Below are 22,784 nucleotides of genomic sequence, written 5' to 3'. Positions count from 1 at the left end.
TAAACTTAATAATTAAAGATAGCTGCTCCAACAATGATCAACAAAATGAATAGCACCACGATCAAAGCGAAGGAGTTCCCGAAACCGTTTGAGTAACCAGAGTTTCCACTGTATCCACCAGAATTGTAGAATCCCATAATGTCACCTCCTTTAGTGGAGATAGTATAAGATATGCCAACGATTATTTTCGACATAGATTTAAGTCTAAAAAAGAAAAAATGAATATTTTATCTAAAGGTGTAAGAGAGAACGCGTTATCAAAACTATTAAAAACGCAGCAATTGTCTTCAGAGTATTTTTTCGAGAAAAAACGCGGTCTGTTTATAGGATTGGAGAAGGGAGCTCGGCTGCTAAGAGCTGACTTATTAGTTTGAAACCTCGATTTATAAATGAAAGGACTACAGGATATTTTTCTCGTAGGCAATTATCCTGAAAAATATAGGTGAATGTTTATTCTAGCTGTTGTTTCACTAAGTGTGGGGATCACTTCAAGTACTGTCCTAGGATCAAAAGTTTATTGAAGTGCAAATAGAAGCCCGCCGGTGAGGCGGGCTTCCTTCTTAACTCCCCCTATACACCTGATAACCAAACGGCGACAGCAAGAGCGGGATATGATAATGTGCATCTGGATCTGCAAGCTGAAAACGGACGGTGACTATGGTTAAAAACGGCTGGTCGATCGTATTCACGTTTTTATTCGCAAAATAGTCTCCTGCATGAAATTCCATCACATACTCTCCGGACACCAGCTCTTCACCAGCCAGCAGAGGGACATTGGCTCTGCCGTCATTGTTAGTGTAAACCTCTTTCATAATACTTTCGCTCAGCCGCTTCAATTCAATTTTTACGTTCGCCGCTGGTTTGCCGCTGGTTAAATCTAAAATATGGGTTGTCAGTTTTCCCATCAGGCTTTCAGGCTCCGACATTTTTCAGCGGCTTTCTGTTTTTCTTTCTCGGCGTCTTCCCTTGTCACGGTAAAATGTTGGAAACCGTATGGCGGGCGCGGTTCGGTGTAGACTTTTCCTTTTGAGCCCGGGATTTCTTCGACAACCGTATCCCACGTGTGATTTTGAGATTGGAAGCTGACATCAGTGAGCTGCGGGAACCTCGCTAATATTCTGCAGCCGATATGATAGATTAGGTTTTGGATTGAAGGGGTTTCGAGCTCGTGAAAAACGGTGCTCGCCAAGTCGCGGACTTGTTCAGCCGCAACGTAGCGGGCTGGATCAGAAGCGTATGCGTCATTTGTATTTTCATATTGCCAGCTGATGTTTAAATAGACAAACAGCGGGCGGTTGCCGTCTTCGGGGAGAGTCGTATATTCGTCCCGAATGAAGCCGACGAAGGAGTTGCCGCTCACCTTGACGAGCTGAAGATCCATGATTTCGCTGTATTGCTCGGTAATCGTTATGGTATTCCCGCTTCGTTCTGTTTTCAGCACAGAGCGGCTTCGTTCATTACGCGATCTTCTGAAGACGAGGCGGCTTGTGCTGAGCTCTTTCTCCTCGTATGCAGGCATTGCTTCAAACGGAATGTCTTCGCCAGTCAGAGTGATCTTGTCCATATGAGAATAGGTATCTAAAAATCGGTGAGCTACATAGTGTAGGAACCCCTCGGTTGTCGTTCCTTCATAGGATGCGAGATGGCGCTGGATAAAGTTTTTCATTGAATCCGTTGCCACGACGAGAGTATTGTCTCCGTCTGTAAATGATGGCAGGAAGGCTTCTCCGCCAATTTCGCATGTCACATCAACGCCGACAACGGTATTGCTTCTCCCGGCAAAAGATGATTCTGGGATTTGCTTCACTCCAGTGAGCGGTTTTAAAAACGTTCGGTATGCAAATACATTTCCTTTGCCATAAGACATGGTTCTTTTCATTTGCGTCTCTCCTTTTTCAGTGATGATGTCAGCCAGACGAAAGCGGGCGATTCGGTAAATTTCTATAAGGGCCTGCTGGAACTCCGTTTCTCGTTCGCTCTCAAGCCTTGCCAGCAGGGCTTGGTGAATGTCCTGTTTTGTCTTTCCCTTCACCGCTAAAATAAAAGGAAAGCCGAAGCGATCATAATAGTGTTCATTCAGCATGAGAAACTCCTCGTATTCCTGCTGTTCTAATTTGCTGAGCCCCGCGTTCTGCTGCTCTCGTACCGAGTCATCGCTCATTGTTTTCTTTGTTCCGAGCCGGGGATGCTTTTTGATTAAATCAAGCTGTGTCTCGCGATCCGCGGCTTTTACAATGCCAGTCATTTTGCGGTGAAGATCAGAAAGGGACGAAAACGGCCGTAGTGCTGCGGATCTCTCCGCAATCCATGAAGAGTGTTCAAAAATAGAACCAAGTGTGCCTGTCAGTGTTTGTGTGTCCATTTTGTTCAGGTCATCCATTGTGAACATTGGCATCTTCCTTTACGTTTTTATGTCTGTGCCATTCGGCTGTTTGGTTTGAAAAAAAGCGTGCAGTGCAATGGCCGTCAAACTGCCGATCACAATTCCGCTTCCTGCCAAGACAGAGGCCGCGCCCGGAAGAGATGAAAACAACGCAGGAACTGTTGTGGCGCCAAGCCCCAAGCTGACGGAAGAGGCGATAATCAGCAAGTTGCCTTGCGAATCAAGGTCAACGCTGGATAGCATTTTGATCCCGTAAGAAATGACCATGCCGAACATGACGATCATTGCGCCGCCGAGAACTGGGGTGGGGATCACTGTTGTCAGGGCCGCTGCTTTTGGAACCAGCCCGATCGCGACCAGTATGATTCCTGTGATGGCGATGACGTTGACACTTTTCATCTTTGAGAGCTGAACGATGCCGACATTCTGCGAGAAAGCTGTATAGGGAAACGCGTTAAATAAGCCGCCCAGCAAAATCGCAAGGCCTTCTGCCCGGTAGCCCTTTTCCAGATCCTTCTCCGACAGCCTGCGGTTTGTGATATCGGCGAGGGCAAAATAAACGCCTGTCGATTCAACGAGGCTGACAATCGCAACGAGAAGCATCGTGACAACAGCCGGCAGCTCAAAGGTTGGCGGTCCGAAATAAAACAGAGACGGGACATGAAGCCAAGACGCCTCCAAGACCTCAGAAAAATCGACCTTTCCCATGAAATATGCAGCCGCTGTTCCTGCGATAAGACCGAGTAAAATCGCTATGGAGCGGATAAAGCCGTTAAAAAAATAAAACAGCAATAAGATAAAAGCTGTGACGCCAAACCCGAGGAGCACGTTGTCGAGTGAGCCGAATTCTTTGCTTCCTTCACCTCCGGCCAGGTTATTCATTGCCGTTGGAATCAGGCTGATGCCGATGATCATGACGACTGATCCGGTTACGACAGGCGGAAAAAAACGGACAAGCTTCCCGAAGAAGCCCGCGGCTAAGACGACAATCAGTCCTGCGGCGATAATGGCACCATATATCGCTGGGACACCGTAAGTGCTTCCGATGGAAATCATCGGGCCGACTGCGGTAAACGTACATCCGAGCACAACGGGCAGGCCGATGCCGAAATATCGGTTTCTCCAGAGCTGCAAAAGAGTTGCCGCCCCGCACATAAACAAATCAATCGCGATTAAATACGTCAGCTGCCCCGCATTCAGCCCGATCGCCGCTCCGACAATCAGCGGAACGAGAATGGCTCCCGCATACATGGCAAGCATGTGCTGAAGCCCCAGCATCATCAGCTGTAAGGCATTGTGCTGTTCCTTCATCTTTTTTACACCTCTTTTTCTAATACGAGTGTATGTTCTAATACCGGAAGTTCTGTTTGCTGTGCTGTTAATTCTTTTTTGTCGCGCAAGCTGAAAAATAGATTCAAAAAGATGGCGGTCAGGCTTCCAGTGATGGTGCCGTCACTGACCAGAATTCTAATCGGAGCGGGGAATTCAGCAAAAATCCCGGGGGCCGTGCTGGCGCCGATGCCGAGTGCGATTGAGCATGCGATGGTTAGGAGGTGGTATTGATTTTTGAGATCCGCTGTGCTGAGCATTTTGACGCCGGAGGCAATCACCATGCCGAACATGACGACGGTCGCGCCGCCAAGTACAGCAGCAGGAACGGCAGATGCAAGGGCGGCAATCTTCGGAATCAGTCCGAGACAGACAAGGATACAGCCTGCGGTAACGACGATGTTTCTTGTTTTCACTTTGGTCAGCTGCAATAAGCCGGCGTTTTGCGCAAAGGTATTATAAGGAAAGGCATTGAACAGCCCGCCGATGAGAATGGCGATTCCTTCCGCTCGATAGCCTTTGACGAGATCTTTGTCAGTTAAAGGTCTGCCGCATATCTTTCCGATTGCGTAAAAAACGCCGGTTGATTCCACAATAATGACGATTCCGACGATCAGCATCGTTAAGATCGGACCGATTTCAAACGCAGGGGCTCCGAAGTAAAAAGGCTTCGGGATTTGGAAGAACGGTGCTTCTGTAACAGAAGAAAAGCTGACTTTGCCCATGATCGCTGCTGCCGCTGTTCCGGCGGCGATGCCGATCAGAACGGATAGTGTTCGGGCAAATCCTTTGAGAAAGCGGTTGAGGACTAAGATCAGAACAAGGACACCGACAGAGAGAAGAAGGTTTTCGAGCGAACCGTATTCGGGGTTGGCGCTGCCGTTTATTTTTTCGCCGCCAGCCATATTTTTCACACCTGTCGGAACAAGTGAAAGGCCGATCAAGGTCACAACGGTACCTGTTACGACAGGAGGAAATAACACAGTCAGCTTGCCGAAAAAACGCGCAAACAAAAAGATGAACACACCGGCCGCGATGATGGAACCGTAAATCGCGTGAATGCCGTAATTGCTGCCGATTGCAATCATCGGGGTGACGGCCACAAATGAACTGCCAAGCATGACGGGAAGCCCGATGCCGATGTATGCTCCGCGCAAGGTTTGCAAAAGCGTCGCGACGCCGCATGTTAACAGGTCAATCGCCAATAGGTAGGACAGCTGTTCAGTTGTTACATTCAGCGCTCTGCCGACAAGCAGTGGCACCAAAATCGCACCTGCATACATGGCGAGCACATGCTGCAGGCTAAGCGTAAACACCTTAAACGATCTTTTTTTCACTATAGTCCCTCCTTGTATGTGAACTTTAGTAACATGATATCGTGCCGATCAAGGGGTGTCATTGGATACAGTAGCTGAAAAAGACAGGTGTGATTGCTGAAAGTGACGAAAAATGATTCATTTTGTAAGAAAATGTAACAAACATTAGCTGATCAGCCGCTGCATACGTAAGGCAAGCCGCAAACGCATCGTTGTTTCAGGATCTTTTAAGCTTTTCCCCAGCAGCTCTTCGCATTTTTCAAGGCGGTATATGACCGTATTGCGATGAACGTACAGACGCTTTGCCGTCTCTGAAATTTGGCAGTGTGTCTCTAAATAGACGGAAAGCGTATGAAGCAGGCTTTGATCCTCCTGCTGTTTTTCAGCGAGGCTCTGAAGCGTGGAGTTGTAAAATTTCTTCAAATCCTCAACCGGGAGCAAGCGCAGAAGCTCAGGCACATCTTTGGCGTGATACACCTGGATAAATGCGGTGCTTCTTGACAAATGCCCCGATTGCAGAGCATCAGAAGCTTCTGTGAAAGCGTCGGGAACATCAATGAGCTTTTGGCAGATATTGCTGATGCCAAAGGACACGGTTCGTTTAAATTGAGCGCTGACCTGTGTTTGGAACTGTTCTAAAAAGCTGATCACCGAGGCGTGCATTTCACTCCAGCTGTCTGTCGCTTCGATTAGAATAATGCCGACGTTTCCTTTCATAAAGAAGTGAGGCGGAAACGGGAAGGCTGATAATTCACCTTCAAGAAATTCGAATACGCTGTCGGAAGCAAGCTGATTTTCTGTAAAGCTGATTGATTCGTCATTGCGATCGAGTTTGCCGGCAATGCACATGTATTTTTGATCCCAGCGCAGCTTGAATTCTTTCGCCCGGTTTTTGATTTCGTCATCTGAAGAAAAGGACCGCTCAATAAAATTGCTGAAAAACTCATTGCGGGCCCGCCGGCTGAACTGCTTCAGCGCATTTTCCTTCAGCAGTTCAAAGGAAATGACGTTGGCCGCTTGTTCAATGGTGAGGATCAATCCTTTGTCGCCGGCCTGCACTATGTCCGGTATCAGCAGGTAGCCGCAGTTTTTTTCGTGATTATAAATAGGCAGGACAGAATATGTTTTCTGATCTGAGATTGTAGAGAAACAAGTAAAAAACGGCCCGGATACGGTATTCAGGGTGCCTTTCAGCTTTTCGGTCTCAACTGAAATCTGATGAGAAGCAGACAGCATTTTGGCATGCTGGTCAAGCAGCAGCACGGGAAGCTGAAGGAGGTCTGACACCTTTTTGAGGAGGGATTGCAGCCCCTTGCCGCTCATAATGTGGTTTGTGAATTTTTTATGCGCGTAAATGGCTTGCTGCAGTTCGTTAGAACGCATATCGAGAATATGGCTGAGTGTGGCATTCACAATATCGCCGAGTCGGATATGTTCCGGAAGCTCAATGATTGGAAACGCATATGAATCGGCCAGTTCGATGATTTCCTTCGGGATATCTTCCAGATAGCGCTTTGTTTTAATGCCGAGGCCCGCGCAGCCGCGTTTTGCCATTTGCCGAATCAGTTCAGATAATTGATGCGGGTGATCCTTCAGGTGATAGGCGGTGGTGACGAGCAATTCATTCTTATGCAAAAAGTCTGCGATATCCGGAGCGTCCATCATATTGACATGCTGAACCTCTCTTTCCCCTCCTGCTTTTCCAGCGATTAAATTGGCGTTTTCAAAAGCCGGTATTTTCATCACATCAAAAATATTCATAGCGCATTCTCCTTTTCTATAAAAACATTGGTTAAGGTGAATAATTTTCAATAGGAATTCTAGCGGTTTTGCTGATGTAATACGATCATAGTAGCAGTAAACTGTGGAAAATAGAACTGATTGTGTGACATAAACTGACATGAAAAATCATTATCCTTATATGGGGGGATCAATATGGCTTACGATATGGTGATAAAAGGTGCGAAGGCAGTTACGCCAGGTGGCGTTACAGAAGCTGATATTGCAGTTCAAAACGGTGTCATTGCCGAGATAGGTTCTGACATTGAAGCAAGCGGGACGGAAATCATCCAGGCAGACGGGAAATACGTGTTTCCTGGTGTGATAGACTGCCATGTTCATTTTAATGAACCGGGCAGGGAGGATTGGGAGGGGTTTGAAACAGGTTCTCAAATGATGGCCGCAGGCGGCTGCACCACCTATTTTGATATGCCGCTCAACTGTATTCCATCAACCGTGACGGCAGAGCATCTTCTCTCAAAAGCTGAGCTAGGCAGGCAAAAATCTGCCGTGGATTTTGCGCTATGGGGCGGCCTTGTGCCAGGCCATATCGAGGACATCCGTCCGATGGCTGAAGCGGGAGCGATCGGGTTTAAAGCGTTTTTATCAAAGTCAGGCACTGATGAGTTCCGCTCTGTTGATGAACGGACATTGCTCAAAGGCATGGCAGAAATCGCGGCTGCAGGAAAAATCCTCGCTCTCCACGCGGAAAGTGACGCGATCACAAGCTACTTGCAGATGGTTTTGGCCAATAAAGGAAAGGTGGACGCGGATGCGTACGCCGCCTCCCGCCCGGAGGAAGCAGAAGTTGAAGCGGTGTATCGCACGATTCAGTATGCGAAGGTGACAGGCTGTCCGGTTCATTTTGTCCATATCAGCACGGCGAAAGCGGTCCGGCTGATCAGAGAGGCGAAACAGGAAGGTCTTGATGTTTCGGTTGAAACATGCCCGCATTATGTCTTGTTCAGCCATGACGATTTACGGCAAAGGGGCTCTGTCGCAAAATGCGCGCCTCCGCTCCGGTCACGGCAATCAAAAGAGACGCTGATCGAGACGCTCATTGCCGGGGACATTGACATGGTTTCCTCAGACCATTCCCCTTGCCGTCCATCCTTGAAGCGGGAGGATAACATGTTTTTATCATGGGGCGGAATCAGCGGCGGGCAGTTCACTTTATTAGGAATGCTGGAACTGGCGCTTGAGCATCAGATTCCGTTTGAAACCATCGCAGAATGGACAGCGGCGGCGCCTGCAAAACGATTCGGCCTTCAGAAAAAAGGGCGGCTTGAGGCGGGGTGTGATGCAGATTTCGTGCTCGTCAGCATGGAGCCGTACACTGTTACAAGAGAATCGATGTTTGCAAAGCATAAAAAAAGCATTTACGAAGGACATACATTTCCCTGCAGCATTTCGGCCACTTACAGCAAAGGCCGGTGCGTGTACAATGATGGGGAAAAAGTCACTGAAATAGACGGAGCTCTGGTCGTTCCTTCGTAAGCCCGGCGGATTTTCCCGCCGGGTTTTTTGATTTCCTCCGTTCTAGTTTTTAAAATCTCATCAACGTGGTATCTTTTTTTAAAGGAGGCGGAGGCAATGGAGCATGTCAAATACATACTTAAGCAATCCTGGTCGCGCCATTCGAGCTCTAAATGGACGGAAGAATGCCCGTCATGCGGCCAATGCGGCGTGACGGCATTGGTGATTCAAGACCATTTCGGCGGCACGATTTTCAAAACAAAAGTCGGTGAGAGCTGGCATTTTTACAACAGCATCAATGGTGTGATGTACGATTTTACGAGTGAGCAGTTTCAGGCGCCTATTGAATATCAGCATATTCCTTCCTCAAGAGAAGAGGCGTTTTTAGATACGAATGAGGAACAATATCAGCATCTTCGTTCTGCATTTTCCCGCCATATGAACAGCATTTCCAAGGAAACCTGAAAACACGTGTGATAAACTGGAAGAGAGGTGAATGAGTGTGATTTATATCGGACTGACGGGGTGGGGGGATCATGACAGCATCTATCCGCCGAAAACGGCCAGCCAGAAAAAATTGCAGGCCTATTCCTCCCATTTTCCGATCGTGGAATTAGACGCGAGCTTTTATGCGATTCAGCCGGCGCGCAATAATGAAAAGTGGGTGAAGGAAACGCCCGAAACCTTCCAATTTATCGTGAAAGCATATCAGGGCATGACAGGGCATCAGCGCGGCGAAATTCCCTTTGACTCAAAAGAGGAAATGTTTGATGCGTTTCAGGTGTCTTTAACGCCATATTTACATAGCAATAAGCTCGCCATGGTGCTGTTTCAATTTCCGCCGTGGTTTGACTGCAAGAAGGAGAATGTCGCCTATTTGAGATGGTGCAAGCACCAAATGGGAGATATCCCTTGTGCGCTTGAATTCAGAAACCGTTCCTGGTTCTCGCCGCCATTTTATGAGCAGACGCTTTCATTTATGAAAGCGGAAGGCTGGATTCACAGTGTCTGTGATGAACCGCAAATCGGAGAAGGCAGCGTTCCGACTGTGCTGCGCGCGACCGATGAAAACAAAACGCTCGTCAGATTTCACGGACGCAACAAGCAGGGCTGGATGAAGCCTGATGGCGGGAAAAACTGGCGGGAGGTCAGGTACTTATACCGCTACAACCAACAGGAGCTGGAGGATTGGAAAAAGCACCTGAATGAATTGCAGCAGCAATGTAAGGATGTTTTTGTTCTGTTCAACAACAATTCCGGCGGTGACGCCGCGGATAACGGCAAGCAGATGCTTGAACTGCTTGATATCGAGTACAGCGGACTTGCTCCGAGACAGCTCGATTTATTTTAGAAAAGAGGTTTTTACTGATGTCGTTTGTGATTTTGGTCGTCCTGGGATTAATCGCAGGTACGGTAGGAAGTCTGATCGGGCTTGGCGGCGGAATTGTCATTGTGCCGTCTCTGATGTTTTTAAGCACAGTGACGGAGCTGTTTCAGGATGTGACGCCGCAGGTTGCGATTGGAACTTCGCTTTTGGTCATTATTTTTACGGGTCTTTCTTCAACTTTGGCTTATATTAAATATAAAACCGTTGATTATAAGAGCGGGCTCATTTTCTTTATCGGTTCAGGTCCCGGCAGCATGATCGGGGCTTACGTGTCAAAGCTGTTCAATTCAAACTCGTTTTCCGTTTGGTTTGGCATTTTTATGATTCTGATTTCATTATCCTTAATGCTGAAAGCCAAAGCCCGGCCAATCAACAAAGCGCACAAAGGAATTATCCGGACATTTCAGGATGATGCCGGTGAGCCTTATACGTACTCATATCAGGCCCCTGTCGGTATTGCCATTGCCTTTGTTGTCGGTTTTTTAGGCGGACTTTTCGGTATAGGCGGCGGATCACTGATGGTTCCGGCGATGATGCTGTTATTTCTGTTTCCGCCGAAGGTTGCGGTGGCAACGTCCATGTTTATTATTTTTCTGTCTTCTATGACAGGGTCTGTTTCACATATGATTTCCGGGCACGTCAATTGGCTGTACGCCCTCGCGCTTGTGCCCGGCGCTTGGTTCGGCGGAAAGCTTGGCGCCGCCATCAACAGAAAAATGCAGACGAAAACGATCGTTATGATCATGCGGATCGTATTGATTTTGATCGGCTGCCAGCTCATTTATGAAGGCATTTTCAGCTGAACGATTAGGGAGAGATATTATGAAGGAGAAGCTCCGCTTATATCATACAAATGATTTGCACAGCCATTTTGAAAACTGGCCGAAAATTGTAGATTATATCGAGCAGAAAAGAAAAGAGCATCAGTCAGACGGCGAAGAGACGCTCGTTTTTGATATTGGCGATCATCTAGATCGTTTTCAATTCGTGACAGAGGCGACATTCGGAAAAGCGAATGTCGATCTCTTAAACCGCCTACACATTGATGGAGCGGCGATCGGCAATAACGAAGGGATTACGCTTCCGCATGAAGAGCTTGCTGCCTTATATGATCATGCTGAATTTCCTGTCATCGTCTCTAATCTGTTTGATAAAAATGGAAACCGTCCGTCCTGGGCGGTGCCTTACCATATCAAATCATTGAAAAACGGCATGTCCATTGCTTTCTTAGGCGTAACTGTGCCGTATTATCCTGTATATGACAAGCTGGGATGGACAGTAACGGATGCTCTTGAAAGCATAAAGGAAACCATTCTGGAAGTGAAAGGGCAGGCTGATATTATCGTTCTGCTGTCACATTTAGGCATTCTTGATGATCAGGCAGTGGCTGAAGCGGTGCCTGAGATTGATGTAATCCTCGAATCACATACCCATCATTTGCTTGAAGATGGACAAGTGGTTAATGGGGTACTGCTGGCCAGCGCCGAGAAATACGGGCATTATGTCGGCTGTGTAGAAATCACGGTGGACAGCGTACAGCGAAGCATCATCAGCAAAACGGCTTCTGTGCAGAACATGGCGGAATGGACAGGAGAATCCACAGAAACAAAAGCGTTTCTCAATGAAAAAGAACGAGAAGCCGAGGAGAAACTGTCCGATGCTGTTGCAGAGCTTGCACAAGATGCTGAGGTGAAGTGGTTTGAAGAATCAGAGCTGCCTTTGCTTTTGGCATACGCCTTAAAGGAATGGTGCGAGACGGACATCAGTATGGTCAATTCAGGTGTCATTCTCGGTCCGCTAAAAGCAGGTCCTGTGACAAAGCTGGATCTGCACCGCATCTGCCCGCATCCGATCAACCCGGTGGCTGTCCGCCTGACGGGAGAAGAACTGAAGGAAACCATTGTCCATGCCGCTTCCGAACAAATGGAGCAGCTCCGGATCAAAGGACTCGGCTTCCGCGGAGAAGTGATGGGGAAAATGGTGTATGCCGGCGTTGAGGTAGAAACGAAACGGCTCGATGACGGGATCACCCACGTCACCCGGATCACACTGAACGGGGAAGATATTGAAAAACATAAACAATACTCCGTTGCGGTGCTTGATATGTTTACGCTCGGCAAACTGTTTCCGCTGATTCGCGACGCTGCAGAAAAAGAATATTTTATGCCGGAATTTTTGCGGGATCTGCTTGCTTGGAAGCTTGCGCAATAAGGCAGTCAGCCCACAACAAGCTGTGCCCTTCATCATAAAGTGATGAATGAAGGGAGTGGTTGACGTGGTAAACCTGACACCGATCATGATAGAAGGACAGCCTTTTACAGCTGTGACAGTAAAGCTTCCCAAAACGAATTTTATGGCCGTCACCAATGATCACGGATACATTATGTGCGGCGCGCTTGATGTGGCGCTGCTGAATGAAAAATTAAAGGAGCGCGGCATCGTGGCGGGGCGGGCAGTTGGTGTCCGCACCATTGACCAGCTGTTAGACGCACCTTTAGAATCCGTCACGTACGCCGCGGAAGATCTTGGCATTCAAGTCGGCATGAGCGGCAGAGAAGCGCTTTTAAAAATGGTGAAATAAAATAAATTGGCTCCGGCTATTACTATGTCCCCTCTTACAAGCATACATTGTGATATGTAAGGGGGGATTTTCTTGCCAAGATATCGCGGCCCTTTTCGCAAGAGAGGACCTTTGCCTTTCCGTTACGTGATGCTCCTGTCCGTTGTCTTTTTTATCCTGTCAACAACGGTCAGCCTTTGGATGATCAATGGCTCGATCAAACCTGTTTTAATGGACATCGGCGAGATGGAAACGAAGCGTATAGCGACAGAGGTGATCCAGGATTCGATTGAGGACTATATGTCTGACAGTGAAAATATGAAAGATATGTTTCAAATGAATTCTGATGAAAACGGAAACTTAACGACAATCGATTTTAATACACAGGTTGTAAACAGTGTGAAAACAAAAGTGACAAAGCAGCTTCAGGCTCATTTGAAAGAGATGGAAACCCATACCGGACACAGCGGCGCCAGTGAAAACATTATGATCAACATTCCGCTGGGACAGGTAACCGGCAACAGCCTTCTTGGAAACCTCGGGCCGAAAATCCCGGTCCGGTTCAATTTAATCGGTGACGCTTTTACAGATGTCAAAACCAAAATCAAGCCGTATGGCATAAATAACGCACTTATTGATATCAGCATCTTTGTCGAAATTAAAGTGAAGGTCATCATTCCATTTGCCAGCAAAACCGCTGTCGTCACAAATAATGTTCCTGTATCGATTAAAGCAGTGCAGGGCGAAGTGCCGCAGTTTTATAATGGAAGCGGCGGCTCGGGTGTCACGCCTTCTGTCCAGCTTCCGAGCAGCAAAGAAGACGGTGCCGATTCAAAAAAAGAAAAAAGCAGCAAATAAGCCGCCTGTTGAAGAGGCGGCTTTTTGTTACTTCTTTTTTTGGTATTCATATCGCTCCCACGCCCTCAAATGCGGGTATGGATCAAATGACCATTCGGTTCTTCCGTTATCTTTGTACATGCCATAGTGCAGATGCGGCGGGAACTTCCCGGCGGTTCCCGGCGGGCCGTATCCGGAGCTGCCGACTGATCCGATCACTTGGCCAGGCTCAACGATTTGTCCTGTTTTAATCCCTTTGGCAAACCCATTGAGATGGGCAAAATAATGATACGTATTGTTAATGTCCCTAATGCCGATTCTCCATCCTCCGAAGCGGTTCCAGCCCTTCATTTCAACTACGCCGTAACATGTGGATTTGACAGGAAGGCCGTAATGGGCAAAGATATCCGTACCTTCATGAATCCGCCTTCCTCCGAAGCCGCGGGCATCTCCCCACGTGCTTCGATAGCTGTAATCGGTTCTGATCGGAAGCGGGAATGCATGCTCGCCCAGATCAATATGGCCGTAGGCTTTAAACAGCTTCATGAATTCAGATATGATCCCCACTGTCTGATCACGCCGGTAATAATTCCAAAGCCCGATCCGGATGTTGTCTTCATCTGTGCCATACGACAGTAAGTATTGGCTGAACGTATACAAAATATCTTCATCGTTGCTGACCTCGGCTTTCCCGTCTCCATCGCCATCCATTCCGATTCCGTCAAACACTTTAATGCTTAACGGCGCATCGTCTTTCGGATTCGGGTTTTCAGGCCCGCTCCAGATGTCATCGGGTATATAGATGCTGATGATTCCCGCCTTGTCAGGCAGATCTTTCCGGTTGCTCCGCACGTTTTCCTCGTATTGATCAACAGCGGCGAGCGCATACCAAGGGATCTGCGTCACAGCTTCGATTTTATGATATAATTCCATCCGTTTCGACAGCACTGGATCTGAAAGTTTTTTTCCAGACGCAGAAGGCTCAAATGCAAACAAAAGGAGAAGAAGAGCGGATAACAAAACTTTCACAAAATAATCTCCTTTCATATTGAATACACATAGTTTGCAGCAACCCGGCTTAAAAATGTCAGTAATCATCTTCCCTTGTCGAGAAATTTTTCCTATGTTAAAGTGTCTAAAGAAAAGACTTTCTTTAGTTAGAAAAACATTATTTTTGTTGCAGAACTAAAACCTGCACCTTTCTCGTTTTCAGAATGTTTCGTGTCAGAAATTGAGTATATTGGATATTGGAGATGATGGGAATTGGCAAAGAAAGACGAACACCTCAGAAAGCCCGAATGGCTTAAAATTAAATTAAATACAAATGAAAACTATACAGGGCTCAAAAAACTCATGCGGGAAAACAACCTGCATACCGTATGCGAAGAAGCAAAGTGTCCGAATATTCATGAATGCTGGGCGGTCAGACGTACAGCGACATTTATGATTTTAGGTTCTGTTTGTACAAGAGCATGCCGTTTCTGTGCTGTCAAAACAGGCCTTCCAACTGAGCTTGATCTGCAAGAGCCGGAACGTGTAGCGGATTCAGTCGCGCTTATGAATTTGAAACACGCGGTCATTACGGCTGTTGCGCGTGACGATCAGAAAGATGGCGGGGCAGGCATTTTCGCGGAAACTGTCCGTGCGATCCGCAGAAAAAGCCCGTTCACAACAATTGAGGTGCTGCCGTCTGATATGGGCGGAAACTACGATAACCTAAAAACCTTGATGGATACACGCCCAGACATCCTGAATCACAATATCGAAACGGTTCGCCGCCTGACGCCAAGAGTCCGCGCGCGTGCGACGTACGACCGTTCATTGGAATTTTTGCGCCGTGCGAAGGAAATGCAGCCTGACATTCCGACAAAATCAAGTATCATGATCGGACTCGGCGAAACAAAAGAAGAGATTATTGAAGTAATGGACGACCTCTTGGCGAACAACGTGGATATTATGGCAATCGGCCAATATCTGCAGCCGACGAAGAAACACTTGAAAGTCCAAAAATACTACCATCCTGATGAATTTGCAGAATTAAAAGAAATCGCGATGCAAAAAGGCTTCAGCCATTGTGAAGCCGGTCCGCTTGTCCGTTCCTCTTACCATGCGGATGAACAAGTAAACGAAGCATCTAAAAAGCGTCAAGCACAAGCATAATGCCAAAACGCCAGATCATCTGGCGTTTTTGTCATTCCTATCGATTTTCATGTCCTGACGCGTTTCTCCATTGGCATTTTCATTCTCTGAGACAGGGCTTCCTTGCGGGGAGGTTTTCATTTCTTGAATCGTCCCCGACATGATCTCTCTGATATCCCTTGAACCAGAGCCGAGATTGCTGTAATTTTCGACGGACTGCATATGGTTTGGATTATCGGAAATATACACGTGATAGTATCGCGGTATCACGGAAGCCGCTGTTTTTTTCACCTGATCGGCGGTCAGCTCCCGGTTTTTAGAATCGGTTTTGTATACGACAAGCGCTTCTCGGTCAGTCACCAATGTCGCGGCATCTTGAATATGGGGGAGCTGAACCGTTAAACTTGATATCATGTGAGCGGTTTCTTCCCGGTTCATCACCGGCGTTTTCTGCTGGTCTCCGTCAAATTGTTCTTTTTGATAGCGGACATAGCCAAATTGTTCGTTCTCATTATGCCTGTTAAAAACCTCGTTGCGGTCCGACACATGAATGGGTTTGGTTTGATTCTGCGTCTGATTCCGGACATTTTGGGCATTATCCAATCCTGCGCCTCCGCACCCGGATAAAAGTCCGGTCAGCAGGCAGAGGCTGACAGCGGTTCGTTTCATTTATAAATCCCTCCTCATGTGTAGGGTAGCCAAATCGCATGATTTATTCTTTAGCAATTGATGGGGACGGGGCAATGAATTATGATAGGAATGAGTGAAAAAGAGGTGAGATCATGATTCTTATTCAAAATGCCGAATTTGAATTGGTGCACAATTTCAAAGACGGCTTCAACGAAGAGGCTTTTAAAGCCCGCTACTCCGATATATTAAATAAATACGATTATATTGTGGGAGACTGGGGATACGGTCAGTTAAGGCTCAAGGGCTTCTTTGACGACCAGAATCAAAAGGCAACCTTCGAAACGAAAATCAGCACATTAGATGAATATATTTACGAATACTGCAATTTCGGCTGTGCGTATTTTGTCTTGAAACGGATCAGAAAATAAATATACACAAAGGGGATGCTGTCATGTATTTTGTTGACAGAAGCAAAATCGAGAAAACACTAGGGTTCTTCGAGCACCAGCTGGCGCTATTTGACTCACAAACAGACTGGCAGTCTGAAATCGGGGAATTGGCACTTCAGCGTATAGGCCATCTGTTAATCGAATGCATTTTGGATACAGGCAATGACATGATTGACGGCTTTATTATGCGGGACCCGGGCAGTTATGACGACATTATGGATATACTTGTTGATGAGAAAGTTGTCACGGAAAAAGAGGGTGCTGAGCTCAAGAAATTGATCGCCTACCGCAAAACGTTGGTTCAACAGTATCTGCTCGCTGACAGCGGCGAGCTTTACAGGCTGATCAAGGCGCATCAAACAGCTCTTCAGGACTTCCCGAAACGGATCAGAAGCTATTTGGAAACAGAGCTAGGACCTGTTTCCGCGTTTAAATAACAACTGGAAAGCCACAGGAGTGTTGGATATGAAAACATATAAAGGGTATTTAATTGATTTAGACGGAACGATGTACAATGGCACGGAAAAAATCGAGGAAGCGTGTGAATTTGTCAGAACGCTGAAAGATCGCGGCGTTCCTTATCTTTTCGTGACAAACAACTCTTCGCGTACACCGAAGCAGGTAGCGGACAAGCTCGTGTCTTTTGATATTCCGGCAACAGAAGAGCAGGTCTTCACGACCAGCATGGCAACTGCCCAGCACATTGCCCAGCAGAAAAAAAACGCGTCTGTGTATGTGATTGGGGAGGAAGGAATCCGCCAGGCAATTGAAGAAAACGGCCTGACATTTGGCGGAGAAAACGCGGACTTTGTCGTTGTTGGTATCGACCGTTCCATTACATACGAAAAATTTGCTGTCGGCTGCCTGGCAATCAGAAATGGCGCCCGCTTTATTTCCACTAACGGAGATATTGCGATTCCGACTGAAAGAGGGCTTCTGCCGGGAAACGGCTCACTGACATCGGTGTTAACCGTATCTACAGGTGTACAGCCTGTATTTATCGGCAAGCCGGAATCAATTATTATGGAGCAGGCGATGCGCGTTCTCGGCACAGATGTGTCTGAAACACTCATGGTCGGCGACAACTACGCCACTGATATTATGGCCGGCATTAACGCGGGTATGGATACGCTGCTCGTTCACACCGGCGTAACGAAAAGAGAACATATGACAGACGATATGGAAAAACCGACTCACGCCATTGACTCTCTGACTGAATGGATTCCATACATTTGAAAAAAGGGCGCCCTAAAAGGGTGCCCTTATTCTGTATGCCGCGCGCGGTGTGCAAGTCTGCTTGAAGCCGCGGCGGAAATCGCCCCGACGATGTCATCCAGAAAGGTATGGCATTCGCCGGTTGATTTATCATTTAATCGTTTAAGGATTCCGGGTTTTTCTTTGTCGATGTAACCGTAGTTCGTAAACCCGATCGATCCGTAAATGTTTACAATGGAAAATGCCAGAACTTCATCTACTCCATATAGGCTTTCATCTATCTCCAGCATCGTTTGCAGCGGTTCAGACAGTTTTTTCTGCTCAGCAAGAACATCCAATTCAATGCCCGTTAAAATCGCGTTTTGCACCTCGCGTTTTGCGAGAACACGATTGACGTTCAGCGTGCATTCATCAATGGTTAAATCCGGATGATATTTTTTCTGCAGAAAAAAGACAAGCTCGGCAATGTCTGATACCTCAACGCCGCGCTCCTTCATCCGTGCTCTTGCTTTAGCTTCCATCTGACTGAATTGTTCGTTTTCTGACATCAGCTTCACCCAATCTTTTTTACTAGTTTATACAAAATGCTTGAGAAGTTTACGACTTTTTCTTGCGCCTTCTTCGGATTAAAATATGTATTCATAATTCCGGCTGTGTATGACTACGATGTGATGAGCCCTAATTCAACAGGCAGGTGATCATGGTGAAAGGTACAATAAAAGAAAAATACGGCATTCACATCAGGCAGCTTTCCATGTACCAGCACACATATCAATGCTTTCAGACGCCTAATTCATACTTTCTGATTGTCCCCGTTTCCCAATTCTCAGAAACAGAGCTGGCGGAGCTTTATTACATGAGTCAGTATTTACAAGAACAAAGTGACCCATACGTTTCGGTTTTTATCTTTACAAAAGAAGGTGAGCTGACATTTGAACATGAGGGAAAAACGTACGCTCTGCTGAAGGCGGCCCCCCCTTATTCAAATAGGGCGTTCTCCATTGGAGCGGAGCTGGCGGAATTTCACCGAAAAGGCCGAGGATATCCATATGAGGTGAAGGCAGCCGGAAGAATCGGCCAGTGGAAGGATCTGTGGGGAAAACGAATTGATCAGCTGGAAGCATTTTGGCAGAGAAAGGTTCAGACCCCTCCGCATGAGCCATTCGATAAAAAAATGATCGAATCATTTCCCTATTATTTAGGACTGTCAGAAAACGCGATACAATATTTAGTGGACACTGAGCTGGATGACAAGCCCCAAGCCGCTGATTCAGGAACGATATGCCATCAGCGGATGGAAAGGCATACATGGTCACCGGAATCATTGATCAAGATTCCGGCGGATTGGGTGTTTGACCACGCTTCCCGTGATTTGGCTGAATATATGAGGCATACGTATTTGCATCACAGACAAGATTTTCATCAGCAGGGCTTTCTCTTTTTACAGGAATACGAGCAAGTCACACCGCTGTCTTCGTTTTCGAAACGCCTTTTATACAGCCGTCTGCTTTTCCCGCTTCATTATTTTGAAATCGTAGAAAGCTATTACATGTCATCAGAATCAGAAAAGCATTATTTTGAAGAACAACTTGACTTCATTCTTAATGACTGTGGGCGTTATGAACAATTTCTCAATACAGCGCAGGAATTCATGAATATGCGGGCGCAGAAGCTATTTGTTCCACGCGTCAGCTGGCTCGGCAAAGGCAGCTCAGGGTGAGGAGAAAATCTGACAAAAATAATTAGAAAATAAAGAATCTTGTCATATCAATGCGTTAAGCGTTTACATTCGCAAAATTCAGCCTAGTGCTGTCTTGTCAAAACAGGAGCGGGCTTATATAATGTTTGTAACTTATATGTCTGTGTTGAGTTAACAATTGTCTTTTTCAAGAGGACAATCAAAAGAAAGGTGGAGTTTTTTTGAAAGCGATTCGTGTAGGGCTTTTAGGTTTAGGTACCGTCGGAAGCGGTGTCGTTAAAATTATTCAAGACCATCAGGATAAGCTTATGCATCAGGTCGGCTGTCCGGTTACGATAAAAAAAGTGCTTGTAAAAGATTTAGAGAAAAAGAGAGAAGTAGATTTACCGAAGGAAGTGCTTACGACAGAAGTGTATGATGTCATTGATGATCCAGATGTTGATGTCGTCATCGAGGTGATCGGCGGAGTTGAGCAGACAAAACAATATTTGGTCGACGCGCTGAGATCGAAAAAGCATGTTGTCACAGCAAACAAGGACTTAATGGCTGTGTACGGCTCCGAGCTGCTTGCCGAAGCGAAGGAAAATGGATGCGATATCTACTTTGAAGCCAGTGTTGCCGGCGGGATTCCGATTCTGCGCACGTTAGAGGAAGGCCTCTCATCAGATCGAATTACAAAAATGATGGGAATTGTGAACGGCACAACAAACTTTATCTTAACAAAAATGATCAAAGAGAAAAGCCCATATGAGGAAGTGCTCAAGGAAGCGCAGGATCTCGGTTTTGCCGAAGCTGATCCGACTTCTGACGTGGAAGGGCTTGACGCCGCACGGAAAATGGCGATATTGGCGCGCCTCGGCTTCTCGATGAACGTGGATCTGGAAGACGTCAAAGTAAAGGGGATCTCCCAAATTACAGACGAGGACATCAGCTTCAGCAAACGCCTCGGCTATACAATGAAGCTGATCGGGATTGCTCAGCGTGACGGCAGCAAAATCGAGGTCAGCGTACAGCCGACACTGCTTCCTGACCACCATCCGCTTTCTGCTGTTCATAATGAGTTTAACGCTGTTTATGTATACGGCGAGGCTGTCGGTGAGACGATGTTCTACGGACCGGGAGCCGGAAGCATGCCGACAGCGACATCCGTTGTTTCTGACCTCGTCGCTGTCATGAAAAATATGCGCCTCGGTGTAACCGGCAACAGCTTTGTCGGGCCGCAATATGAGAAAAACATGAAATCGCCGTCTGACATTTATGCACAGCAGTTTTTAAGAATTCATGTAAAAGATGAGGTTGGTTCATTCTCGAAAATTACATCTGTGTTCTCAGAGCGGGGCGTGAGCTTTGAAAAAATCCTTCAGCTGCCAATTAAAGGCCATGATGAGTTAGCTGAAATCGTAATTGTCACACATCATACATCAGAAGCTGATTTCAGTGATATTCTGCAAAACCTAAATGATTTGGAAGTCGTTCAAGAAGTCAAAAGCACATATCGTGTAGAAGGGAACGGTTGGAGCTAATGTGGAAAGGACTTATCCATCAATATAAAGAATTTTTACCTGTAACAGATCAAACACCGGCGCTAACTTTACATGAAGGAAACACACCTCTTATTCACCTGCCGAAGCTGTCTGAGCAGCTCGGAATTGAGCTTCATGTCAAAACGGAAGGCATCAATCCTACAGGATCATTTAAAGATCGCGGAATGGTTATGGCTGTGGCAAAGGCAAAAGAAGAAGGCAATGACACGATTATGTGCGCGTCAACAGGTAACACTTCCGCTGCTGCGGCAGCATATGCAGCCCGTGCTAACATGAAATGCATTGTCATCATCCCGAACGGAAAAATTGCATTTGGAAAACTCGCTCAAGCTGTCATGTACGGAGCCGAGATTATCGCAATTGACGGAAACTTTGACGATGCGCTTAAAATTGTCCGTTCCATCTGTGAGAAATCACCGATTGCCCTTGTCAACTCAGTCAACCCTTACCGCATTGAAGGCCAAAAAACTGCTGCCTTCGAAGTGTGCGAACAGCTGGGGGAAGCGCCTGATGTTTTAGCGATCCCGGTCGGAAACGCGGGAAACATCACTGCGTACTGGAAGGGCTTCAAGGAATATCATGAGAAAAACGGCACAGGCCTTCCGAAAATGCGCGGCTTTGAAGCTGAGGGTGCGGCGGCAATCGTGCGCAATGAAGTGATTAAAAATCCTGAAACAATAGCGACAGCCATTCGTATCGGAAACCCGGCAAGCTGGGACAAAGCTGTAAAGGCAGCCGAGGAATCCAATGGGAAAATTGACGAAGTCACTGATGATGAAATCCTTCACGCATATCAGCTGATCGCCCGTGTAGAAGGCGTGTTTGCAGAACCGGGTTCTTGCGCGTCTATCGCAGGAGTGCTGAAACAGGTGAAATCCGGAGAAATTCCGAAAGGCAGCAAGGTCGTAGCTGTGTTAACAGGAAACGGACTGAAAGATCCGAACACAGCGGTCGACATTTCAGAAATCAAGCCTGTCACATTGCCGACTGATGAAGACAGCATCCTTGAATATGTAAAAGGAGCGGCCCGTGTATGAACGAAGCCGACATGCTGTTCTCTGTCACTGTTCCCGGAAGCACAGCTAACCTAGGCCCCGGCTTTGATTCAGTTGGAATGGCGCTCAGCAGATATTTGAAGCTGACCGTCTTTGAAAGCGACAAATGGTCTTTTGAGGCTGAAACAGAAACAGTCGCCGGAATTCCGGCGGGTACAGATAACCTGATCTATCAAGTGGCTAAACGGACCGCAGATTTGTACGGAAAAGAAATGCCTCCTGTCCATGTGAAGGTGTGGAGCGACATCCCGCTTGCACGCGGCCTTGGCAGCAGCGCCGCGGCGATTGTAGCGGCCATTGAACTGGCTGATGAATTATGCGGCTTAAAGCTGTCTGAAGCGGACAAGCTGCATTTAGCCAGTCTAGAAGAAGGACACCCGGACAATGCTGGCGCTTCTCTCGTCGGCGGACTTGTGATCGGCCTGCATGAGGATGACGAGACCCAAATGATCCGCGTCCCGAATGCTGACATTGACGTAGTCGTTGTCATTCCTTTTTACGAAGTGCTGACAAGAGACGCGAGAGACGTGCTTCCGAAGGAGTTTCCATATGCCGACGCCGTAAAAGCAAGTGCTGTCAGCAATATTCTCATTGCTGCGATCATGTCCAAGGATTGGCCGCTCGTCGGGAAAATCATGAAGAAGGATATGTTCCATCAGCCGTACCGGGCGATGCTTGTGCCTGAGCTGTCAAAAGTAGAGCACGTCGCCGAGATGAAGGGCGCATATGGAACGGCTCTCAGCGGAGCAGGCCCGACGATTCTTGTCATGACCGAAAAAGGAAAGGGAGAAGAGCTAAAAGAACAGCTCGCGCTTCATTTCCCTCATTGTGAAGTAGACGCTTTGACCGTCCCGAAAGAGGGAAGTATAATAGAGCGAAATCCTTTATATCAAGTAAAAAGTATATAGATCATGCCAAGCGTTCCTCAGCGTCAGCAGAGGGCGCTTTTTTTGCTGGAGATAAAGGAGTTTTTATTTAGAAAAACG

The 22,784-nt window shown here is 47.0% G+C and carries 24 protein-coding genes; 15 read left to right on the top strand and 9 right to left on the bottom strand.

All coding sequences use genetic code 11. The features are described from left to right. Positions 1-5 precede the first annotated feature (5 nt). The 6 genes from yuzJ to pucR all read right to left on the bottom strand — a co-directional run bounded on the left by yuzJ (position 6) and on the right by pucR (position 6,789). Entirely contained in the window at positions 6-137 is a 132-nt protein-coding gene (gene yuzJ, locus ACFVP7_RS17880; protein WP_396582610.1) for a YhzE/YjcZ family sporulation protein YuzJ, read from the bottom strand. A gap of 423 nt (positions 138-560) precedes the next feature. Next, complete coding sequence (gene uraH, locus ACFVP7_RS17875) at positions 561-905, bottom strand: hydroxyisourate hydrolase (protein ID WP_396582608.1); 345 nt, start codon at positions 903-905, stop codon at positions 561-563. Further along, positions 905-2,389 (bottom strand): factor-independent urate hydroxylase, encoded by a 1,485-nt coding sequence (gene pucL, locus ACFVP7_RS17870; RefSeq protein WP_396582606.1) that lies wholly within the window; start codon positions 2,387-2,389, stop codon positions 905-907. Before pucL ends, uraH begins: the two co-directional genes overlap by 1 nt. Positions 2,390-2,401: 12 nt before the next feature. Then, on the bottom strand, positions 2,402-3,694 hold the full coding sequence (gene pucK / locus ACFVP7_RS17865; protein ID WP_273796468.1) for a uric acid permease PucK: 1,293 nt from the start codon (positions 3,692-3,694) through the stop codon (positions 2,402-2,404). Positions 3,695-3,699: 5 nt separating this feature from the next. Next, complete coding sequence (gene pucJ / locus ACFVP7_RS17860; protein WP_396582604.1) at positions 3,700-5,049, bottom strand: uric acid permease PucJ; 1,350 nt, start codon at positions 5,047-5,049, stop codon at positions 3,700-3,702. A 144-nt stretch (positions 5,050-5,193) separates the two neighbouring features. After that, positions 5,194-6,789, bottom strand: a complete 1,596-nt coding sequence (gene pucR, locus ACFVP7_RS17855) for a purine catabolism transcriptional regulator PucR (protein WP_396582602.1) — start codon at positions 6,787-6,789, stop codon at positions 5,194-5,196. 174 nt (positions 6,790-6,963) lie between these two features. Between pucR and ACFVP7_RS17850 the strand changes: the two genes are divergently transcribed. The 7 genes from ACFVP7_RS17850 (at position 6,964) to yunB (ending at position 13,088) form a co-directional block, all read left to right on the top strand. Continuing rightward, positions 6,964-8,304: an allantoinase gene (locus tag ACFVP7_RS17850; RefSeq protein WP_396582600.1), complete on the top strand. Its 1,341-nt coding sequence runs from the start codon at positions 6,964-6,966 to the stop codon at positions 8,302-8,304. A 96-nt stretch (positions 8,305-8,400) separates the two neighbouring features. After that, on the top strand, positions 8,401-8,748 hold the full coding sequence (locus tag ACFVP7_RS17845) for a hypothetical protein (protein ID WP_014480757.1): 348 nt from the start codon (positions 8,401-8,403) through the stop codon (positions 8,746-8,748). Positions 8,749-8,785: 37 nt separating this feature from the next. After that, complete coding sequence (locus tag ACFVP7_RS17840) at positions 8,786-9,634, top strand: DUF72 domain-containing protein (RefSeq protein ID WP_212129364.1); 849 nt, start codon at positions 8,786-8,788, stop codon at positions 9,632-9,634. Positions 9,635-9,651: 17 nt separating this feature from the next. Continuing rightward, a complete protein-coding gene (locus ACFVP7_RS17835; RefSeq protein WP_024572475.1) occupies positions 9,652-10,473 on the top strand; it encodes a sulfite exporter TauE/SafE family protein in 822 nt (273 codons plus the stop codon). 19 nt (positions 10,474-10,492) lie between these two features. Then, on the top strand, positions 10,493-11,881 hold the full coding sequence (locus ACFVP7_RS17830) for a bifunctional UDP-sugar hydrolase/5'-nucleotidase (protein WP_137200994.1): 1,389 nt from the start codon (positions 10,493-10,495) through the stop codon (positions 11,879-11,881). Positions 11,882-11,945: 64 nt separating this feature from the next. Beyond that, positions 11,946-12,251, top strand: a complete 306-nt coding sequence (locus ACFVP7_RS17825; RefSeq protein WP_014665249.1) for a YunC family protein — start codon at positions 11,946-11,948, stop codon at positions 12,249-12,251. Between the two features lie 72 nt (positions 12,252-12,323). After that, positions 12,324-13,088: a sporulation protein YunB gene (yunB, locus tag ACFVP7_RS17820; protein WP_024573524.1), complete on the top strand. Its 765-nt coding sequence runs from the start codon at positions 12,324-12,326 to the stop codon at positions 13,086-13,088. A gap of 27 nt (positions 13,089-13,115) precedes the next feature. Here yunB and lytH read toward each other — a convergent pair whose 3' ends face one another. Further along, entirely contained in the window at positions 13,116-14,096 is a 981-nt protein-coding gene (gene lytH / locus ACFVP7_RS17815; protein ID WP_015714649.1) for an L-Ala--D-Glu endopeptidase, read from the bottom strand. Positions 14,097-14,330: 234 nt separating this feature from the next. Here lytH and lipA point away from each other — a divergent pair, with 234 nt between their 5' ends. Beyond that, on the top strand, positions 14,331-15,227 hold the full coding sequence (gene lipA, locus ACFVP7_RS17810) for a lipoyl synthase (RefSeq protein ID WP_003222888.1): 897 nt from the start codon (positions 14,331-14,333) through the stop codon (positions 15,225-15,227). 15 nt (positions 15,228-15,242) lie between these two features. On the opposite strand, the gene ACFVP7_RS17805 is transcribed toward lipA, so the two are convergent. Continuing rightward, positions 15,243-15,875, bottom strand: coding sequence for a YhcN/YlaJ family sporulation lipoprotein (locus ACFVP7_RS17805; RefSeq protein ID WP_213383508.1), 633 nt, complete (start codon positions 15,873-15,875; stop codon positions 15,243-15,245). Positions 15,876-15,988: 113 nt separating this feature from the next. Here ACFVP7_RS17805 and ACFVP7_RS17800 point away from each other — a divergent pair, with 113 nt between their 5' ends. Genes ACFVP7_RS17800 through nucF form a run of 3 tightly spaced genes read left to right on the top strand, consistent with a single transcriptional unit; the run spans position 15,989 to position 17,521 of the window. After that, the gene (locus ACFVP7_RS17800) at positions 15,989-16,264 is read left to right on the top strand and encodes a YutD family protein (protein WP_003228682.1); all 276 of its coding nucleotides are present in this window, start codon (positions 15,989-15,991) and stop codon (positions 16,262-16,264) included. Between the two features lie 23 nt (positions 16,265-16,287). Continuing rightward, a complete protein-coding gene (locus ACFVP7_RS17795) occupies positions 16,288-16,722 on the top strand; it encodes a DUF86 domain-containing protein (protein WP_015251303.1) in 435 nt (144 codons plus the stop codon). A 28-nt stretch (positions 16,723-16,750) separates the two neighbouring features. Continuing rightward, the gene (gene nucF, locus ACFVP7_RS17790; RefSeq protein ID WP_024573449.1) at positions 16,751-17,521 is read left to right on the top strand and encodes a 5' nucleotidase NucF; all 771 of its coding nucleotides are present in this window, start codon (positions 16,751-16,753) and stop codon (positions 17,519-17,521) included. Positions 17,522-17,547: 26 nt separating this feature from the next. Here nucF and ACFVP7_RS17785 read toward each other — a convergent pair whose 3' ends face one another. Further along, a complete protein-coding gene (locus tag ACFVP7_RS17785; protein ID WP_003243814.1) occupies positions 17,548-18,048 on the bottom strand; it encodes a phosphatidylglycerophosphatase A in 501 nt (166 codons plus the stop codon). A 152-nt stretch (positions 18,049-18,200) separates the two neighbouring features. On the opposite strand from ACFVP7_RS17785, the gene cotNH reads away from it, so the two are divergent. The 4 genes from cotNH to thrB all read left to right on the top strand — a co-directional run bounded on the left by cotNH (position 18,201) and on the right by thrB (position 22,706). Beyond that, complete coding sequence (gene cotNH, locus ACFVP7_RS17780; RefSeq protein WP_396582595.1) at positions 18,201-19,220, top strand: spore coat-associated protein CotNH; 1,020 nt, start codon at positions 18,201-18,203, stop codon at positions 19,218-19,220. 200 nt (positions 19,221-19,420) lie between these two features. After that, positions 19,421-20,722 (top strand): homoserine dehydrogenase, encoded by a 1,302-nt coding sequence (locus ACFVP7_RS17775; protein WP_003228694.1) that lies wholly within the window; start codon positions 19,421-19,423, stop codon positions 20,720-20,722. After that, the gene (thrC, locus tag ACFVP7_RS17770) at positions 20,722-21,780 is read left to right on the top strand and encodes a threonine synthase (RefSeq protein WP_396583269.1); all 1,059 of its coding nucleotides are present in this window, start codon (positions 20,722-20,724) and stop codon (positions 21,778-21,780) included. Before ACFVP7_RS17775 ends, thrC begins: the two co-directional genes overlap by 1 nt. After that, entirely contained in the window at positions 21,777-22,706 is a 930-nt protein-coding gene (thrB, locus tag ACFVP7_RS17765) for a homoserine kinase (RefSeq protein ID WP_024573352.1), read from the top strand. The genes thrC and thrB overlap by 4 nt, the downstream gene beginning before the upstream one ends. The last annotated feature ends 78 nt before the right edge of the window (positions 22,707-22,784 follow it).

This window comes from Bacillus sp. SG20033 (assembly GCF_044570195.1).
Classification (GTDB): Bacteria; Bacillota; Bacilli; order Bacillales; family Bacillaceae; genus Bacillus; species Bacillus subtilis.
This window is presented reverse-complemented; position numbering and strand designations above follow the sequence as displayed.